Origin of the sequence: Lentzea sp. JNUCC 0626 (genome assembly GCF_043632865.1) — a bacterium.
Classification (GTDB): Bacteria; Actinomycetota; Actinomycetes; order Mycobacteriales; family Pseudonocardiaceae; genus Lentzea.
Genome location: NZ_CP171635.1, coordinates 7,820,520 through 7,838,814, shown reverse-complemented (window position 1 = coordinate 7,838,814; position 18,295 = coordinate 7,820,520). Strand labels below are relative to the sequence as shown.

At 67.0% G+C, this 18,295-nt stretch carries 15 protein-coding genes; 8 read left to right on the top strand and 7 right to left on the bottom strand.

Going from position 1 to position 18,295, the window contains the following annotated elements; genetic code table 11:
* The first annotated feature begins 64 nt into the window (after positions 1-64).
* The 3 genes from JNUCC0626_RS36335 to JNUCC0626_RS36325 are packed head-to-tail and all read left to right on the top strand — an operon-like array spanning position 65 to position 2,986.
* Entirely contained in the window at positions 65-1,411 is a 1,347-nt protein-coding gene (locus JNUCC0626_RS36335) for a replication initiator (RefSeq protein ID WP_394615237.1), read from the top strand.
* Positions 1,395-1,598 carry a helix-turn-helix transcriptional regulator gene (locus tag JNUCC0626_RS36330; RefSeq protein WP_394615236.1) on the top strand — a complete coding sequence of 68 codons (204 nt, stop codon included), beginning with the start codon at positions 1,395-1,397 and terminating at the stop codon, positions 1,596-1,598. The genes JNUCC0626_RS36335 and JNUCC0626_RS36330 overlap by 17 nt, the downstream gene beginning before the upstream one ends.
* Complete coding sequence (locus JNUCC0626_RS36325; protein WP_394615235.1) at positions 1,595-2,986, top strand: tyrosine-type recombinase/integrase; 1,392 nt, start codon at positions 1,595-1,597, stop codon at positions 2,984-2,986. The genes JNUCC0626_RS36330 and JNUCC0626_RS36325 overlap by 4 nt, the downstream gene beginning before the upstream one ends.
* Before the next feature lie 504 nt (positions 2,987-3,490).
* On the opposite strand, the gene JNUCC0626_RS36320 is transcribed toward JNUCC0626_RS36325, so the two are convergent.
* The 3 genes from JNUCC0626_RS36320 to ddaH all read right to left on the bottom strand — a co-directional run bounded on the left by JNUCC0626_RS36320 (position 3,491) and on the right by ddaH (position 7,080).
* Positions 3,491-4,570, bottom strand: coding sequence for a hypothetical protein (locus JNUCC0626_RS36320; protein ID WP_394615234.1), 1,080 nt, complete (start codon positions 4,568-4,570; stop codon positions 3,491-3,493).
* 263 nt (positions 4,571-4,833) lie between these two features.
* The gene (locus tag JNUCC0626_RS36315) at positions 4,834-5,961 is read right to left on the bottom strand and encodes an IS30 family transposase (RefSeq protein WP_394622069.1); all 1,128 of its coding nucleotides are present in this window, start codon (positions 5,959-5,961) and stop codon (positions 4,834-4,836) included.
* 306 nt (positions 5,962-6,267) lie between these two features.
* Positions 6,268-7,080: a dimethylargininase gene (gene ddaH, locus JNUCC0626_RS36310; RefSeq protein ID WP_394622183.1), complete on the bottom strand. Its 813-nt coding sequence runs from the start codon at positions 7,078-7,080 to the stop codon at positions 6,268-6,270.
* A 147-nt stretch (positions 7,081-7,227) separates the two neighbouring features.
* Between ddaH and JNUCC0626_RS36305 the strand changes: the two genes are divergently transcribed.
* From JNUCC0626_RS36305 to JNUCC0626_RS36290, 4 genes are all read left to right on the top strand, one after another.
* Positions 7,228-7,668 (top strand): Lrp/AsnC family transcriptional regulator, encoded by a 441-nt coding sequence (locus tag JNUCC0626_RS36305; RefSeq protein WP_394615233.1) that lies wholly within the window; start codon positions 7,228-7,230, stop codon positions 7,666-7,668.
* A 10-nt stretch (positions 7,669-7,678) separates the two neighbouring features.
* The gene (locus tag JNUCC0626_RS36300) at positions 7,679-8,419 is read left to right on the top strand and encodes an enoyl-CoA hydratase (RefSeq protein WP_394615232.1); all 741 of its coding nucleotides are present in this window, start codon (positions 7,679-7,681) and stop codon (positions 8,417-8,419) included.
* Positions 8,420-8,630: 211 nt separating this feature from the next.
* The gene (locus JNUCC0626_RS36295) at positions 8,631-10,469 is read left to right on the top strand and encodes a 2-oxoacid:acceptor oxidoreductase subunit alpha (protein WP_394615231.1); all 1,839 of its coding nucleotides are present in this window, start codon (positions 8,631-8,633) and stop codon (positions 10,467-10,469) included.
* Entirely contained in the window at positions 10,466-11,515 is a 1,050-nt protein-coding gene (locus JNUCC0626_RS36290) for a 2-oxoacid:ferredoxin oxidoreductase subunit beta (protein ID WP_394615230.1), read from the top strand. Before JNUCC0626_RS36295 ends, JNUCC0626_RS36290 begins: the two co-directional genes overlap by 4 nt.
* Positions 11,516-11,572: 57 nt before the next feature.
* Here JNUCC0626_RS36290 and JNUCC0626_RS36285 read toward each other — a convergent pair whose 3' ends face one another.
* Positions 11,573-12,496, bottom strand: coding sequence for a catalase family peroxidase (locus tag JNUCC0626_RS36285; RefSeq protein WP_394615229.1), 924 nt, complete (start codon positions 12,494-12,496; stop codon positions 11,573-11,575).
* A 63-nt stretch (positions 12,497-12,559) separates the two neighbouring features.
* Entirely contained in the window at positions 12,560-14,623 is a 2,064-nt protein-coding gene (locus JNUCC0626_RS36280; protein ID WP_394615228.1) for a hypothetical protein, read from the bottom strand.
* A gap of 145 nt (positions 14,624-14,768) precedes the next feature.
* Here JNUCC0626_RS36280 and rarD point away from each other — a divergent pair, with 145 nt between their 5' ends.
* Positions 14,769-15,692 (top strand): EamA family transporter RarD, encoded by a 924-nt coding sequence (gene rarD / locus JNUCC0626_RS36275; protein ID WP_394615227.1) that lies wholly within the window; start codon positions 14,769-14,771, stop codon positions 15,690-15,692.
* Positions 15,693-15,695: 3 nt separating this feature from the next.
* Here the strand turns inward: rarD and JNUCC0626_RS36270 are convergent, their stop codons facing one another.
* Positions 15,696-16,661: a polyprenyl synthetase family protein gene (locus JNUCC0626_RS36270; RefSeq protein WP_394622182.1), complete on the bottom strand. Its 966-nt coding sequence runs from the start codon at positions 16,659-16,661 to the stop codon at positions 15,696-15,698.
* Positions 16,662-16,716: 55 nt separating this feature from the next.
* Positions 16,717-18,294 (bottom strand): NADH-quinone oxidoreductase subunit NuoN, encoded by a 1,578-nt coding sequence (gene nuoN / locus JNUCC0626_RS36265; RefSeq protein ID WP_394615226.1) that lies wholly within the window; start codon positions 18,292-18,294, stop codon positions 16,717-16,719.
* Between the last annotated feature and the right edge of the window lies 1 nt (position 18,295).

Genomic DNA, 18,295 nt, shown 5'->3' with positions numbered 1-18,295 from the left:
GGCATGACCAGAACACCGGTCATGCCCCGCCTTTTCATTTTCCCGCAACGAAAGGAGGGCCACCGTGCTCACTCTGGAAGACCGCATCACCGCGCGAGTCAAGGCGGTCGACTTCCGGGCATGGCGAGACCGGGTGACCGCGATTGGCGGCTGTGCCGCGCCTATCCGGTTGTCCGGCGCCTTCCAACTCCAAGACCTCCACGGCGGGCTGATCGAGCACATCGGCGGGGACGTCATGGTCCCGTGCGGCAACCGCCGAGAGTCGGTCTGCCCGGCCTGCTCCGATCGGTACGCGGCTGACGCCTATCACCTGATGCATGCCGGTCTAGCCGGTGGCTCCAAAGGCGTTCCCGAGACGGTGTCTGAGAAGCCGCGCGTGTTCGCGACGCTCACCGCCCCGTCGTTCGGACCGGTCCACAACCGCCCGATCGCCACGACGGGCAAAGTCCGGCCCTGCACGGGCTGCGGCGAATGGCACCACGGCGACGATCCCCGCATCGGCGGTGCCGTCGACCCCGGTACCTACGACTACACCGGCGCGGTGCTCTGGCAGGCACACGCGGGCAAGCTGTGGCACCGGTTCACGATCGCCCTGCGCCGCAAGCTCGCTGGCGCCGCCGGCCTCAAGGTCTCCGAATTCAAGAACCACGCTCGGCTCTCGTACGCCAAGGTCGCGGAATACCAGCGGCGGGGCCTCGTCCACTTCCACGCCGTGGTGCGCGTCGACGGACCGGACGGGCCACACGACCCCACCCCGATGTGGGCCACGGCCGAACTGCTCGGCGACTGCATCAAGGCGGCGGCTCGGGCGGTACGGATCGACACCACGCGGCCGGACGGCTCGGCGCTGCGCCTGCTGTGGGGCGAACAGGTCGACACCAAGGGAATCCGCGGCTCCCAGGTGGAGGACGAGTCCGGGGAGATCAGCGAGGCCCGGTTGGCGGGCTACGTCGCCAAGTACGCCACCAAGGGCACCGGCGCGAAGGACACGGCGGACCGGCCGATCCGCTCCCAGCTGGACATCGACATCCTCCAGATCTCCGAGCACCACCGGCGGATGGTGCAGGTCGCATGGGATCTCGGCGGCCTGGCCGACTTCGAGGAACTGAACCTGCGCAAGTGGGCGCACATGCTCGGGTTCCGCGGCCACTTCCTCACCAAGTCCAAGCACTACTCCACGACGTTCCGCGCCATCCGCGAGGAACGCCGCACGTTCCGGACGCTCGAAATGTTCGAGCGCCTCGAACTCGATCCCGCGGCGGTGGTCGTCGTCAACGACTGGCAGTACGCCGGATCCGGCTACGACAACGACGCGGAACGCGAACTCGCGGCCGGCATCGCCGAACGGGTCCAAGCTCAACGCCTGCGCAAGTACGAAAAGGAGGGGGAACACCATGTCCGAGCTGCCTAAACCAGACGACTTCATGACGGCCGACGAGTTCTGCGCCCGAATGCGCATCTCGAAGGACACCTTCTACAAGTGGCGGCAGATCCCCGGTGCCGCTCCTGTCGTGCACAAGATGCGGAACGGGGCGTTGCGCATCTCCGGCGCTGACTTCGCCGCGTGGCTGCTCGGCCTTCGGAGTGATGCCGCGTGAACCTCACCTACAAGGTCAGCATCTACGCGCTCAAGGTCCTCAAGCCGGACGCGAACGGGAAAGTCCGCCCGAAGCCGTACGGGGTCCGCTGGGCAACGGCCGGAAAGCAGCACTCGGAGTGGTACAAGTCCAAGGCGCTCGCGGACAACCGCCGCTCCGACCTGAAGCAGTTCGTCAAGAAGGGCGAAGCCTTCGACATCACGTCGGGGTTGCCGGAGTCGGAGGTCAAGAAGCAATCCGCGCGGTCGCTGTTGAAACTCGCACAGGAGTTCATCAGTGAGTCGTGGGAGGAGGCGGCGCCCAATACGCGGAAGCGCTACGTCGACACCTTGGCCATCCCGGTGGCCGCGTTTGTCGGGTCGCAGAAGGACGCGCCTCCAGCTCGCGTGCTCCGACGCGTACTGACGACGCACCTCCTGCCTGACAACACCCGGAACCGGTCACTGACGGAGGCGGAGCAGGACGCGGCGGGTTGGATCGAGACCAACTCTCGTCTGGTTCGCGAACTGGCTGACAAGATCGAAACTGGTCGGCTGCTGCGGTCGCTCGGCCGGAACCTTGACGGCAAGGTTGCAGCCGCGTGGACGACACGAACCCGGCGAGGCGTGCTTCACCACCTGCTCGGGTTCGCGGTCGACGTCGGCGAACTCGATGCGAACCCGGTCACCGGGCTGAAGTCCGCGGTGCAGCGGGGCACGAGCGAGGTTGACCCTCGATCAGTCGTGAACCCTGCTCAAGGGCGCCAGTGCCTCGCGGCTGTGACCTATGCGGGCACCACGACCGGGCAGTACGACTACTTGTACGGGTTCTTCTCGACCATGTACTACGCGGCTCTGCGTCCGTGTGAGGTCAACCGGCTGAGGGAGGCTGACTGCAAGTTGCCCGAGACCGGCTGGGGTGAACTCGTCCTGGAGAAGTCGGCTTCGCGGGCGAACGGGCGGTACACCGACTCCGGCGAGCTATGGGAAACGCGCTCGCTCAAGCGGCAGGCTGAGGGCGCCGTCCGACCAGTGCCGATTCCGCCTGTGCTGGTCGCGATCCTCCGGTGGCATCTGGAGACGTTCGGGACCACGCCGGATGGACGGTTGTTCCGCGGGATGGTCAGCGGCGGGCCGATCAACGCGACGGTCTACACCCACGCCTGGGGTCGCGTTCGCGAGCTGGCTCTTGCTCCTGAGCAGTTTGAGTCGCCGTTGGCCGAAACGCCGTACTCGCTCCGGCATGCGGCGGTCTCGACGTGGCTCGCGGCCGGCCTGCCTCCAGCGGAGGTTGCGGAGCGAGCAGGGCACACGGTCGATGTGCTGCTGAAGGTCTATGCGAAGGTGCTGGACGGCCAGCGGGAGAAGTCGAACCAGAAAATCGACGCCATGTTGGACGGTGATGAGTAGCAACTGACCGGAGCTGGCGCAGCCATGAGACTGCGCCAGCCGAGCCCTAAGAAGGGTTACTTCTTGCGGGACTTCCCAGCGTCGCTGCGCTTCTTGCGCCAGCTGCCGTCCTTGTTCCGGTCGCGGTCCTGCGTACCGCCACCTTCCTTCGGGACCTGAGGCACCGACATCGCCGGTACCCCCTTTCTCTCAAAACGAGGGTGGCCGCATCCCACGGAGTCGGGCCGCCACATGGTGACGACACAACGAGTCCGGTAGGTTCCTGGACGCCAATCGCATGTCCCTAGGCGGAGGCAACCACCCGGCTCGGGCAGTTGCCTTTGCCTAGGTCGAGCGTAGCCAGCAACACCGACAGTTCGCTGCCGCCACACCCGGTGTTCGACCAAGTGTTCGAATTAGTCGCCGAACGGGTGAGCAACTTCGGCCTTACTAATCGGCCGACTAGCCCGACGCCGTAGGCAGAACATGCAGGGCAGGCACAACCAGCGACTCCTGCCGAGATGACTAGGGGCTGGTCAAGTCAGTCTCGCCGGGTACAGCTTCTGCTGGCTGCACCAACATTGGCACGGGTTTACTAGCGAGAAACTTCACAATAATGAGCTTGGCTGCACTCTGCTCATTTTCCGGCATAGTCAGAACCAGCCTCTCTGCCGCCAATGCTTTTTCAACCTCTAACGGATGCGCGAAGAACTCCCCCAACTCTTTTGAAGATCCTTCAGAGTTCCTCAGAACGGCACGCGCCAGGTACCCCGTGACCGCCGCACTAGCAGCAACAAGAACGGACGATGCGATTGCAGAAGAAGTGTCTCTAGCGAACATCGAGAACACACCCAGGGCAAGCATCAGCAAAGCAGCTCCAACTAGCGTAAATCGAGTAAGCTGCCGAGTCGATTCTGCATACCCGAGCACTAGCCGGTGATAGTGTCGCAGCTGCTGCTTGTTTGATAGCCAGAGGCTTTCAAATTCAGCCGACGGCTCTTTTATTTCCTCATCCTCAATGGACTTGATCGCCTGGGAAATTTCGTCCCTGCGCTCAGCCTCCAGACGCAGATAGCGAACACTAGGCACATAGAGCAGGCACAACACAAACACAGCCCCAAGGCCCACATAAAGTATCGTCATGAGCCGAGGCTCGTAAGCGTTCGCTGCATCAAACCGTGCGTTCGCGTCCTTGAGGACCTGCGCGGTCTCCTCTGCCTTCACTTTGCTGCTTTGATATTCGTCTTCAGCAAACTTGACCGCTGCCTTAAGAGATTCAACTTGACTGGTCGACGGGAGCAATACCACCGAACTGGTAGCCGAGTTTAATGAACTCCGAGCAGAGCGCAAGTCATCGCCCCTGCTCACAAACACGCGAGAAGCGGCTTCATTCGCTTTCTCGGCAGTAGTCTTTGCCGTTTTAGCATCAGAAATGTTCCCGTCAGAGATGACGAATCGCATGATTACCCACGCCAAAGCCCCCGCAATAGCGATGATCACAAGCGCCATTCGAAGTACCAAGATATTACGCCGCAGACGCACGTCGGGTACCTCAGGCGAATCCGTCGTCGGCACCGTCTCTACATTCGAACCTTCGGCCGACACTCGCTCTCCCTCACCTAGACCTGAACGTGGAGTAGGTCGCAAGGAGGACGGAAAACGCTACATGTGGCCACGCGGGCCTACGGGCAGTCATCGACCACAGTCGTTCGGCTAACCCCCACAGCTTCCAGTTGGCGTTGGGGCGGCTCCACCCAACGTCGACGCACGCACTTAGGCGCCACGCACTCGCACCTCACCGCAGGTAGATTGATCGAAAGAGCCCCCGGCGATGAGGTGGATTCCAGGGGTCGTCGCAACACGGATGATCAACTGGCTTGGGCGAGGAGTTTAGCCATGCGTTCGGCTGGGGTGTCCCAGCCGAGGGTTTCGCGTGGGCGGCCGTTGAGCTGGACCGCGACGGCGTCGAGGTGTGCGCGGTTGTGGACGGACAGGTCGGTGCCTTTGGGGAAGTATTGGCGTAGCAGGCCGTTGGTGTTCTCGTTGCTGCCGCGCTGCCAGGGTGAGTGCGGGTCGCAGAAGTAGACCGGGATGTCGGTGGCGGCGGTGAATCGTGCGTGGCCTGACATTTCGGCGCCTTGGTCCCAGGTCAGTGACCGCCAGAGGTGGGCGGGCAAGGTCTGGACGGTGTCAACGAGGGCGTCGCGGACCTGGTCGGCGGTGCGGCCGTGGGGCAGGTGCACGAGCATGACGTAGCGGGTGGCGCGTTCGACCAGAGTGCCGATGGCGGACTTCTTGTCCTTGCCGATGATCAGATCGCCTTCCCAGTGTCCCGGGATCGCGCGGTCCTCGGCTTCGGCCGGGCGTTCGCTGATCATGACCATCGGGGTGGCCATCCGCGGTGTGCGCTGCTGTGCCTGGCGGCGCGGGCGGCGCAGCGCTCTGCCGGTGCGCAACGCCGCGGTGAGCTCACGGCGCAGTTCACCGCGTCCCTGGACGTAGAGGGCCTGGTAGATCGTCTCGTGAACCACGTGCAACTCCGGGCGGTCGGGGAAATCCCGGCGCAAGCGTTGCACGATCTGCTTCGGGCTCCAGCGCAGGTCCAGGCCGTCCTGGATGACCTGGCGCAGCAGGGGGGTCGCGGCGATCTTGCCGGTTTTCGGGCGTGGCCGGCGGGCGTCGGCACGGGCCTGAGCGGCGTGCGGACGATACTGCCCGCTGACCGGATGCGCGTTGCGGCGCAGTTCTCGGCTGATCGTGGACGGGCTGCGCCCCAACTCCGCCGCGATCTGCCGGATCGTGGCCTTCTCCCGCCCGCGGTCGGCGATCAGGATCCGCTCGTCCTCGCGCAGGAACCGGGAGGCCTCACAAGGCGGCGCCACCGCGGTGATCGGTGGCGCCGCCTTGTTCCACTTCGACTGCTTCTTGCCGTTACGCCATCGCTTTCCGGTCCGATAATTGACGCCGACGATCCGGCACGCCTCCCGGCTGCTCACACCACTCGCCACAAGATCAAGATAAGTGGCCCGTTCCCGGACCAGCTTCACCCGCCCCGACCGATCGGCCCGGATCTCGAACATCACAACCCCTGAACTCAGGTGTTGCAACGACCACTAGAACCCAAGTGATCTCGCCGGGGGCTCTTCTTGTTCCACACGTGTTCCAGAGACAGCCGCAGAAAGCCGCAGTCAGCGGCAGACGGTGACCTGCCGACGCTGACGTCGTTGGCAGCATCGGAGCAGGTCAACCGGCCTTTGAAGCCTCCACGCAGGAACAGCGGAACGGCACTGCGTGGGCGAGGTCTAGCCGCGCAGTTCCATCGTGCAGCACTTCGGGCCGCCGCCCGACTTGCGCAGCTCCGAGATGTCGACGAGCACGGGCTCGAAGCCGCGGCGCGCCACCTGCTCGGCCAGGTGAACAGCCTCGACCGGCATGACGACGTGCTTGCCGTCGGACACCGCGTTGAGGCCCAGGCAGACGGCGTCGTCGTCGTTGGCGATCACGGCGTCCGGGAAGAGGCGGCGCAGGACCTGCTGTGAGCCCGGCGAGAAGGCCTCCGGGTAGTAGGCGACCAGCGGGGTCGGGGACTGGTCGTCGAGCATGAAGAGGGCCACGTCGAGGTGGTAGAAGCGCGGGTCTACCAACTGCAGGGACACCACGGGGACGCCCAGGACCTCTTGGGCCTCGGAGTGGGCCCCCGGGTCGGTGCGGAAGCCCGTGCCGGCCAGCAGCAGGGAGCCGGTCCAGGTGAAGTCGCCCTCGGCCTCGTTGACGGCGGTGGGCATGACCACCGAGTTGTAGCCGGAGCCGAGGAACCAGCGGCGGAAGTGGTCGGCCTCGGCGGCGCGTTGCGAGGCGCGGAAGCGGGAGCCTAGGACCTTGCCGTCGATGACGGTGCCGCTGTTGGCGGAGAAGACCATGTCGGGCAAACCCACGACAGGCTCGATCACGTGGACCTCGTGGCCCAGGCGCTCGTAGGTCTCCTTCAAAGCCGTCCACTGCTCGACCGCGAGGGACGTGCTGGTGGGCTGGGTGGGATCCATCCACGGGTTGATGGCGTACTCCACCGTGAAGTACGTCGGCGGGCACATGAGGTACCGACGGGTGGTCGGCATGCGCGTCGGCGCGATGGGCGCGGCGATGTCGAGAGTGATCGGCTCGCCCGGCCCGGAGATGGATACGGTCATGGATCGAAATGTAAACGGCAGCTCGACCATCGATCAACGCCGCGACATTGCGTCAACTAGGGCAGAATGTTGCGTGTGGACAGCATCGACCAGCGAATCATTTCGTGCCTCATGGCCAACGCCCGTTCCAGCTACGCGGAGATCGGGAAAGAGGTGGGGTTGAGCGCCCCCGCGGTGAAGCGGCGGGTGGACAAACTGCTGGACAACGGGGTGTTGCGGGGGTTCACGGCGGTGGTGGACCCCGAGGCGCTCGGGTGGGGGACGGAGGCGTTCGTCGAGGTGCACTGCAAGGGGAACGTGGCTCCGCACGACATCCAGCACCGGCTCGAGCCGATGGCCGAGGTCAGCGCGGCCTACACGGTGTCCGGGGCGGCGGACGCGATCGTGCACCTGCGGGCAGCGGACATCCATCACCTGGAGACGGCGTTGGAGCGCCTGCGGGCCGTGGAGATCATCGATCGGACGGTGTCGACGGTGGTGCTGTCCCGGCTGCTGGACCGGCCGATCGCACCCTAGAGTCCGCGGCATGGCTGAGGTTCTGCTGGAGTTCGAAGACGCCGTCGCGGTGATCACGATCAACGATCCGGAGCGGCGGAACGCGCTCACGATCGACCTGTCGCAGGCGCTCGCGGACAAGGTCGAGGAAGCGCAACGGAACGCCAACGCGCTGATCGTCACCGGGGCGCCGCCGGCGTTCTGCGCGGGGGCCGATCTGACGCAGCTCGGGAACTCCAAGGACGAAGGGCTGCGGAACATCTACAAGGGGTTCCTGGCCGTCAAGAACGCCGTGATCCCCACGATCGCGGCGGTCAACGGAGCCGCGGTCGGGGCCGGGCTCAACCTGGCGCTGGCGGCGGACGTGCGGGTCGCGGGGCCCAGGGCGCGGTTCGACGCGCGGTTCCTGCAGCTCGGCATCCACCCCGGCGGCGGCATGACGTGGATGTTGCAACGCCTCACGAACCCGCAAACAGCCACTGCCATGACGCTCTTCGGGCAGATCCTGGACGCCGACCAGGCCGTCGCGCACGGACTTGCCTACGCCAAGGCCGAGGACCCACTGTCAGTGGCGAAGGAGCTGGCCAAGGCGGCGGCCGACGCGCCGGGGCCACTCGTGCGGACCATCAAGGCAACGATGCGAAAGACCGATGCAATGCAGGTCCACGCTGATGCGGTCGAGGCCGAACTGGAACCACAGGTCGAATCGATCGACACTCCAGAGTTCGCTGCGAGGCTTGCCGCGATGAAGGCTCGGATCAGCGGGCGGTAAGTGTTACCTTGAGTAACAGGTATCGAGGGTGACGTCTGCCGCATTCGGGTATCCGCTGGTAGTGCTGTGCTTACCGTTGAGTTAAGGACCCGTTGCGGCAGATGGGACAGTTCGTCTCGCCTGGTGGTACACGGCCCGTCTCGCAGGCGGTCCTGGCGACTACCCTCGTGGTGGGGCACGGCCACCCTTGGAGAGAGGTATCGGCGTAGGAATGAGCACTGAGACTCGCAAGCTGGATCGCGTCGTGATCCGCTTCGCCGGAGACTCCGGTGACGGCATGCAGCTCACCGGAGACCGGTTCACGTCGGAAGCGGCGGCGTTCGGCAACGACCTCGCCACCCAGCCCAACTTCCCCGCCGAGATCCGCGCACCACAGGGCACGCTGCCCGGTGTGTCGTCGTTCCAGCTGCACTTCGCCGACTACGACATCCTGACGCCCGGCGACCGTCCCGACGTCCTCGTCGCGATGAACCCGGCAGCGCTCAAGGCGAACGTCGTCGACCTGCCGGACGGCGGCATCCTCATCGTCAACACCGACGAGTTCTCGAAGCGGAACCTGACGAAGGTCGGGTACGACTCGAACCCGCTGGAAGACGACTCGCTCGAGAGGTTCCAGGTGCACAAGGTCGCCATGGCGACGCTGACCATCGGGGCGCTCGAGGAGACCGGTCTCGGCAAGAAGGACGCCGAACGCGCGAAGAACATGTTCGCGCTCGGCCTGCTGTCGTGGATGTACCACCGGCCCACCGAAGGCACGGAACGGTTCCTGCGCGAGAAGTTCGCGAAGAAGCCGGACATCGCCGAGGCGAACGTCCTGGCGTTCCGCGCGGGCTTCTACTACGGCGAGACGACCGAGGCCTTCGCGGTCACCTACGAGGTGGCACCCGCGAAGCTGAACGTCGGCACGTACCGCCAGATCACCGGCAACACCGCGACGGCGTACGGCATCGTCGCGGCCGCGCAGCTGTCCAAGCTGCCGGTCGTGCTCGGCACGTACCCGATCACGCCGGCGTCGGACATCCTGCACGAACTGAGCAAGCACAAGAACTTCGACATCACCACGGTGCAGGCCGAGGACGAGATCGCGGGCATCGGCATCGCCCTCGGCGCGTCCTACGGCGGCGCGATCGGCGTCACGTCGACGTCCGGTCCCGGCATCGCGCTCAAGTCCGAGACCATCGGCCTCGGCGTGATGACCGAACTGCCGCTGCTCGTGATCGACGTCCAGCGCGGTGGCCCGTCCACCGGTCTGCCGACGAAGACCGAGCAGGCCGACCTGCTGCAGGCGATGTTCGGCCGCAACGGCGAGTCGCCCGTGCCGATCGTGGCGCCGCAGTCCCCCTCGGACTGCTTCGACGCCGTGGTCGACGCGACCAGGATCGCGCTGAAGTACCGCACCCCGGTGCTGTTCCTGTCCGACGGCGCGATCGCGAACGGCTCCGAGCCGTGGATGATCCCGGACGTCGAGTCGCTGCCGGACCTCACGGTCGAGTTCGCGACGGACCCGGAGGGCTTCCAGCCGTACTCGCGTGACCCGGAGACGCTGGCACGTCCGTGGGCGGTGCCCGGTACGCCTGGTCTCCAGCACCGCATCGGCGGCCTGGAGAAGCAGGACATCACCGGCAACATCTCGTACGACCCGGAGAACCACGACAAGATGGTTCGCCTGCGCCAGGCCAAGATCGACGGCATCGAGGTGCCGGACGTCGTGGTCGACGACCCGGACGGCGACGCGAAGGTCCTCGTCGTGGGCTGGGGTTCGTCCTACGGCCCGATCGGTGCGGCCGCGCGCCGGGTCCGCAAGCTCGGCCTTCCGGTCGCGCACGCGCACCTGCGGCACCTCAACCCGTTCCCCAAGAACCTGGGCGAAGTGCTGAAGTCGTACGAAAAGGTCATCGTGCCGGAAATGAACCTCGGCCAGCTGGCGTTGCTGTTGAGGGCGAAGTACCTCGTGGACGCGCAGTCGTACACCAAGGTGCAGGGTCTGCCCTTCAAGGCGGAAGAGCTGCAGGACGTGCTCGCTGACGTGATCAAGGGGGTGTCGGCGTGACCGCAATCGACATCGGTCTTCCCGGCCTGACCGGAGTTCCGACCACCGACGAGAAGCAGTCGGCCCGCGACTACAAGTCGGACCAGGAAGTCCGCTGGTGCCCGGGTTGTGGCGACTACATCGTGCTCAACACCATGCAGTCGTTCCTGCCGTCGCTCGGCCTCAAGCGCGAGAACATCGTGTTCGTCTCGGGCATCGGGTGTTCGTCCCGCTTCCCGTACTACATGAACACGTACGGCATGCACTCCATCCACGGCCGTGCGCCGGCTATCGCGACGGGTCTCGCCGTGGCGCGGCCGGACCTCAGCGTGTGGGTGGTGACGGGTGACGGCGACGCGCTGTCCATCGGTGGCAACCACCTGATCCACACGTTGCGGCGCAACGTGAACCTCAAGATCCTGCTGTTCAACAACCGGATCTACGGCCTCACCAAGGGTCAGTACTCGCCGACCTCGGAGCCGGGCAAGGTCACCAAGTCGACGCCGATCGGCTCGGTCGACCACCCGTTCAACCCGGTGTCGCTGGCACTGGGCGCGGAGGCCTCCTTCGTGGGCCGGGCGCTCGACTCGGACAAGGCCGGGCTGACCTCGGTGCTGCGGCAGGCCGCCGAGCACCGCGGTTCGGCGCTCGTCGAGATCTACCAGAACTGCCCGATCTTCAACGACGGCGCGTTCGACGTGCTGAAGGACGCGGACGAGGCACAGCGGCGGATCATCAACGTCGTGGACGGCGAGCCGATCCGCTTCGGCCGTGAGGGCGAGTACTGCGTGGTGCGCGAGGGCTTCGGCCTCGCGGTCGCGAAGTCCGCGGACGTGGACGCGAGCGACATCGTGGTGCACGACGCGTCGGACCTGAACCTGTCGTTCGCGCTCTCGCGGCTGTCGACGCAGGACCTCACGCACACCGTCACGGGCGTGTTCCGCCGTGCGGACCGTGCGACGTACGACGACGGAGTGCGCGCGCAGGTCGCCGAGGCCAAGAACGCCAGGGCCGCAGATCTGAGCAAGCTGTTGCACGGCAAGGACACCTGGACCGTGGTCGGCTAGTACGCGAACTACGAGAAGGCCCCTGACCGAACGTTCGGTTGGGGGCCTTCTTCGTGTCTACCGCTGGTGCGAGCGGCGGTCGTAGGACACGGCGTAGATCGTGCTGCGAGCGGCCAGCACCGGGTCGTCCGACACCTCGATGCCGTCCACCAGCGAGGTCGGGTCGAACACCTGCGCCTGCCAGTGCTCCTGGTCCTCGGCCTCGGCGGTGATCTCGATCCGGCCGACGTCGACGGACCGCCGGTCAGCCGGCCACGCGATCGTCGAGTCGTGCGTCGGATCGCCCGGCTCGCCGAACGTCACGCGCAGCACGAACGAGATCGGCAGCCGCTCGCGCAGCTCCTCGGTGAGGTGGTGCGGGGTCCACGAAGAAGAGTCCTCGGCATCCACGACACCAGCCTCGGGCACCCACGAATAGCGCACGGGCCGTACGACACCTGAAGCGTCACGCCACAGGAACGCGTGGATCGCCCAGTACTGGGACGTGCCGTAGCTCTCGGGAATCCCCACGGACTTGGCCGCCACCAACGCGGGCCCAACGGTCGGATGCGCGCCCACGAACGACTTGATGTGCGGCACGGAGGGATCGCGCGCATCGGTGTCGGCCTTGGCGGCCTTGATGAAGTCCACGAACTCCTCGGGCGTCGCCGCCACGAACCGCTCCACGTTCACCATCACCAGGTCGGTGTTGGTGCCGTCGGCGAGGTGGAACTTCGTCGCGAACCCGCGCACGGAGCGATCGCTGTCGAAGGCGTGCGGGTTGGCGTCGGTGTGCGAGAAGCGGACGGTCGCGCGCACCGGCGGGCCCTGCAGGTGCGAGGCGGTGGTGAACGGCGCCGCGGCACCGGACGGGGTGAACACGGCTTCGTAGACGAAGCCTCGGGCGTGGGCGCGGCGGAAGCCGTGGTGGGTGCCCTTCAGATCCTCGATCGAGTCCACGATCGTCGAGGAGATCTGCGATTTCGCCAGCTCGGATGACATGCGCCGAAGCTATCGGCGCATGTCATCCCCTGCCAGAACAGCGTTCCATCTGGCGGTAATCGATCAGGGAGCGGGACGGAAACCGGCCTTCTCCGCGTCCGCCTCGGTGCGGAACCACACGTCGGCACGGGTGTCGCCGAAGTTCGACGAGCCCTGCGAGTAGTAGCGGCGGCCGGTCAGCGTCGCCTTCACCGCGAAGTCCGCGGCCGGGGCGTGCCCGTCCGACTTCGGCAGGACCGAGCCCGGACCGAACGGCGAGCGCGGGTTGAAGCCCTCCGGTTGCTGGAAACGGGCCGGGGAACCACCACCGGCGGGGGCGGCGGCCGGAGCGCCGCCGGTCGACGGCGAGAAGCCGACCGGGCGCGGACGAACCGGGAGGGCCGGGGCCGCGGGGGCTTCCGGCTTCGCGGACTCGAAGGCCGAGAACGCCGGGAAGCTCTGCTGCCGTTGCTGGGCCATGGTGCTGCGGCGTGCCTCGCGGATCGGCAGACCCGCCTCGGTGTGGCGCTGCGGCAGGTCGACGGGCTCGGGGTCCGGCTCCGGCGGGGCGGCCAGCAGCGGCTCGTCGCTCGGCACGAACGTCGGCACGAACGGCTGGTCGTTGCTCGTGTCCGGGAGCGTGCGGGTCTGCCCCAACGCGGGCAACGGCTCGTCGGCGTCGAGCAGCGGCTCGAACAGCGACCGCGAACGCTCGGGGGCGGGAGCCGCCACCGGTGCCGCCGGGGTCTCCACCCCGTGCGAGAAGGCGGCGCCGACGGCACGCGGGGTGCGTTCGGGCACCTCGTCGGCCTCGACGCGCGGCTCGAACGCCGAGAACGGCGCGGGCGGCGGGGCACCCGGCGTCGTGAACGGCATGGTGAACGAGCCGGTGTACTCGGGAGCGACAAACTCCTCGTAGACGCGCTCCTCGTAGACCGGTTCCTCGTGAGCCTGGTCCTCGTAGGCCGGTTCCTCACGCAACGCGTGTGCGGACTCGGACTCCGGCTCCTGCTCGAGTTCCGGCTCCGCCTCGACTTCGGGCTCCGCGAACAGGGGCTCCTCGGCGGAGGTCGTCTCGAAGACGCCGTTGCGCACGTGCGGCGCGTCCAGGTCCGTGATCGGCTCGATCAGGCCGGTCTGCTCGGCGGCGGTCTCGGGCTCGACCTCGAACTCGGGCTCGGTGAACCCGTCCAGCTGACCGGAGATCTCGTCGCGCACGATCGGGTACTCGCCGGTGAGGTCGCTACCGGGCCAGCTGCTCTCTTCGACGGCGATGAACGTCGTCTGCTCGGAGCGGGTGCCGACCGGCTCGTCCTCCTGCTCGGCGGCCTCGTCCTGGAAGACCTCCTGCTCTTCCTGGCCCCAGACCTCGCGCGGCTGGTAGATGAAGTCGTCCGGCTGCTCGACCTCGGGTCCGGCCGTCGGCGACGCCGCGGGGGCGGCGGGCTCGGCGACCGGCGGCATCGCCGGCAGGTGCGAGGTCTGCTCGGCGGGAAGCTCCGGCTCGTCGTCGAAGTCCGCGGCCTCGAGGCCCGACTGCGACAGGACGGTCGTCTGCTCCGCCGGGGTCTCCGGGGGAACCTCGGGCGCCAGCCGCTCGAACAACGAGCGCGGGCGGTCGTCCTCGGCGTCGGCCAGGGCCTTCTGCTCCGCCAGCTGCTCCTCGAAGCGGCGCTGAGCCTCCTCCGGCTCCAGGTACTGGCGGACCGGCGCGGCGGGCTCCTCGTCCAGCTCAGGCTGGGCGTCGAACGTCGTCGTCTCGTACGCCGCGGGCTCTTCCACCACGGGTGGCGGCGGAGGCGGCGGCAGCACGGGCGCGGGAGCCGGCACCGGCTCACCGAAGTACGCGGGCGGCTCGACGTACGGCGCGGGCACCGGCACCGGCGGCAGCGCCGGAACGGGCGCGGGCGGCGTCAGCACCTCGTCGCTCAACGATCGCGGCGGCGCGGCCTCCCACTCGTCGACCACGAAGTCGTCGACGGTGACGGCGGCCGGGACCGGCTTGGCCGACCTGCGCGCGTCGAGAAGTTGATCATCCAGGTCGGCGATCTGCTTCCGCGCGGGGCGCACCATCACCAACCAGGTGAGCAGCACTCCCGCAACGAAGGACAGCAGGCTCCACAGCCAGACCTGCCCGAAGATGTTCACGGGTATGCCCCTTCTACGACCACACTCCGACCCCACTCACTCGGAAGGGTGAGCAGGGCCAAACTACAGTGCCTTTGATGATGCTCCGTCACTACGCCGTTCAGCGCAAATAACGGGTGGAAAGCCCAGCGTAGAGTGGGATTTTGTGTCCCCTCCGACCACCTCGGCCATCAGTTCGCCAGAAGTTCACACCCAGGGGCGAGGGGTCACCTACGGCGTACTCGCCTACGTCCTTTGGGGCCTGTTCCCGGCGTACTGGCCACTGCTCGTACCCGCCCAGCCGGTCGAGGTGCTCGCGCACCGGATCGTCTGGTCGTTGGTCACCCTCGCCCTCGTCGTCGCCGTGCTCCGACGCTGGCGTCCTCTCCTGGAACTATCCGGAAGAGGCTGGCTCATCGTTACCTCAGCCGCCGTCTTGATCACGGTGAACTGGGGCGTCTACATCTACGCCGTCAACAGCCATCATGTCGTCGAGGCCGCGCTCGGCTACTTCATCAACCCGTTGGTGAGCGTGGCACTGGGCATGATCTTCCTCAAGGAACGATTGCGCATCATCCAGATCGCGGCGATCGGTGTGGCCGTGATCGCTGTGATCGTGCTCACCATCGACTACGGCAGGCTTCCGGTGATCTCGCTGATCCTGGCCTGTTCCTTCGGCACCTACGGGCTGTTGAAGAAGAAGGTGCCGCTGGACGCGATCTCCAGCCTCACCGCGGAGAACGCCGTGATCGCGCCGATCGCACTGGTCTACCTGTTCACCCTCGGCAGCGCGAACACGTTCGCCGCCGCCGGCACCGGCCACGTGCTGCTGCTCCTCAGCACCGGCATCGTGACGGTGGTGCCGTTGCTGCTGTTCGGGGCCGGGGCGCGGCTGATCCCGTTGAGCACCATGGGGATGCTCCAGTACATCGCGCCGATCCTGCAGTTCGCGTGGGGCGTGTTCGTGGTGCACGAACCGATGCCGGCCAGCCGGTGGATCGGGTTCGGGCTGGTGTGGCTCGCCCTGGCGTTCTTCACGGTCGACGCGGTGCGGAACCGGCGCAAGCAAGCGCTCGCGCCGGTCACCTAGACATCAGCGAGAGCGCTCCACCACGTACACGGCCAGCTCTTCGAGAGCGTCCCGGGCCGGGCACTCCGGCAGCTTGCCGAGCTCGACCCGGGCCCTGTCGACGTAGTCGGCGAGAACCTCGCGCGAGCGGTCCATGCCCGCGGACTTCCGCAGCAGGTCCAGAGCCTCGTCCACCAGCGCGTCGTCGGAGATCGGCCCCGCCAGCAGCTCGGCGAGCCGCGTCTCGGACGGGTCGGCCAGCGCGTAGAGCATCGGCAGCGTCTTCACGCCCTCACGCAGGTCGGTGCCGGGCGTCTTGCCCGACGTGACCGACGGCGACGCGATGTCGATGACGTCGTCGGAGATCTGGAACGCCGCCCCGATCACCTCGGCGTACCGGCGCAGCGCGTCCGTCTGCTCCTCGGTGGCGTCGGAGAACATGCCGCCGAACCGTGCCGCCGTGGCGATCAGGCAGCCGGTCTTCTCCTCGATCACCTTGAGGTAGTGGGAGATGGCGTCCTCGCCGGACTGCGGGCCCACGGTCTCGCGCATCTGGCCGGTCACCAGCAACGAGAAGGTCTCCGCGATGATCCGCGCCGCGTCCGTCCCCAGGTCGGCTGTCAGCCGGGACGCGTGGGCGAACAGGAAGTCGCCCGTCAGGATCGCGATGCTGTTGTCCCACTTGACGTTCGCGGAGACAGCTCCGCGGCGCATGGTCGCCTCGTCCATGACGTCGTCGTGGTAGAGCGTCGCGAGGTGGGTGAGCTCCACCACAGCGGCCGCCTTGATGACCTTTTCCCGGTCCCAGTCGGCGCCGAACTGCGATGCGAGCAGTGTGAAGAGCGGGCGGATCCGCTTTCCGCCCGCCTCCACAAGGTGAAGCGAGGTTTCCGTGACCGGGGTGAACTCGCTCTGCACGACGTCGTGCAGGATGCGCTCCACCTCGGCCAGGCCTTCCTGGACTACCTCGGTGAGCACGGGGTCCACCAACGCGAACCCCGGTCCCTCATGCTCGCTACTGGTCACACCAGCAGCCTACGTACACCTAGCTGAGGAAGGTGCCGGTACCCGCCCAATCGAGCACGAACGTGGGCCACAAACCCAGCACCAAGGTCACGACGGCACCCAACGTGATCGCGATCGTGGTGAACGCGCCGGGCACGGTGACGGTCGGGCCGTCCGGAGCCGGGTCGCTGAAGTACATCAGCACGATCACCCGCAGGTAGAAGAACGCCGCGACGGCCGAGGCCACCAGGGCGATCACCACGAGCGGCGTCAGGCCGGCCTCGATCGCCGCGCTGAACACGACGAACTTGCCGATGAAGCCGGACGTCAGCGGGATACCGGCCAGGGCCAGCAGCAGGAACGTGAAGGTGGCCGCCACGATCGGCGACCGCTTCGCGAGACCCGCCCACTGCGACAGGTGCGTCGCCTCGCCGTCCGAGTTGCGGACCAGCGACACGATGCCGAACGCGGCGATCGTGGTGAAGCCGTACGCCAGCAGGTAGAACATGGTCGCGCTCACACCGGGGGCGTCGCCCTCGGGCGTCAGCGCGATCGAGCCGATCAGCAGGAAGCCCGCGTGCGCCACCGAGGAGTACGCGATCATGCGCTTCACGTCGGTCTGGGTCAGACCGAGGATCGCGCCGATCACCATCGAGACGACCGCGACGGCGTAGAGCACGCCGCGCCACTCCCACTGCGTGTTCTCGAACGCGACCGTGAGCACGCGCAGGATGCCGCCGAACGCGGCGACCTTGGTGCAGGCGGCCATGAACGCCGTGATCGGCGTCGGCGCGCCCTGGTACACGTCCGGGGTCCAGGCGTGGAACGGACCGACGGCGGCCTTGAAGAGCAGGCCCACCACCAGCAGGCCGAAGCCCGCGAACAGCAGCGTGTCGGAACGGTCGGTGCCGCCGGCGGCCGTCGCGATCGCCGAGAGCTTCACGGAACCCGCGTAGCCGTAGAGCAGGGCCACGCCGTAGAGGAAGAACGCGGAGGCGAACGCGCCGAGCAGGAAGTACTTCACGGCCGCTTCCTGCGAGAGCAGGCGACGGCGGCGAGCCAGGCCGCACAGCAGGTACAGCGGCAGCGACAGGACTTCCAGCGCGATGAACATCGTCAGCAGGTCGTTCGCCGCGACGAACGTCATCATGCCGCCGAGTGCGAACAGCGTGAGCGGGAAGACCTCGGTCTGCATGCCGGTCTTCGTCGCCTGCGCGCGGTCCTGGACGGTGCCGGGGCGGATCGCGGCCTGCGCCACGAACGCGCCACCGGGCTCCACCGACCGGTCGGCGATCAGCAGCACCGACCCGAAGGCCAGCACCAGCAACGTGGCCCACAGGAAGAGCGACGGCGAGTCGACCGCGATCGCGCCCGCCAGCGTCGCGACGCCCGTCTCCGGGCGGTCCGACGTGGAGTAGACGATCAGCGAACCGACCGCGCCCACCAACGTCACGAGCGTCAGCACGAGCTGCACGGCCCACCGCTGGTGCTTGGGCAGCAACGCTTCCAGCAGCACGCTGATGCACGCCGCACCGAGCACGATCAGCAGCGGCGCGATGGCGCCGTATTCGATCTCCGGCGCCTCGATCGTCTGCGCCTGAGCGACGAGAAGGTTCACG

Bases quoted from the DNA above. Each gene is read 5' to 3' on its own strand.
- JNUCC0626_RS36330 (WP_394615236.1), top strand. From the start codon at position 1,395: ATGTCCGAGCTGCCTAAACCAGACGACTTCATGACGGCCGACGAGTTC.
- JNUCC0626_RS36295 (WP_394615231.1), top strand. From the start codon at position 8,631: ATGAGCACTGAGACTCGCAAGCTGGATCGCGTCGTGATCCGCTTCGCC.
- JNUCC0626_RS36285 (WP_394615229.1), bottom strand. From the start codon at position 12,496: ATGTCATCCGAGCTGGCGAAATCGCAGATCTCCTCGACGATCGTGGAC.
- ddaH (WP_394622183.1), bottom strand. From the start codon at position 7,080: ATGCCGACCACCCGTCGGTACCTCATGTGCCCGCCGACGTACTTCACG.
- JNUCC0626_RS36300 (WP_394615232.1), top strand. From the start codon at position 7,679: ATGGCTGAGGTTCTGCTGGAGTTCGAAGACGCCGTCGCGGTGATCACG.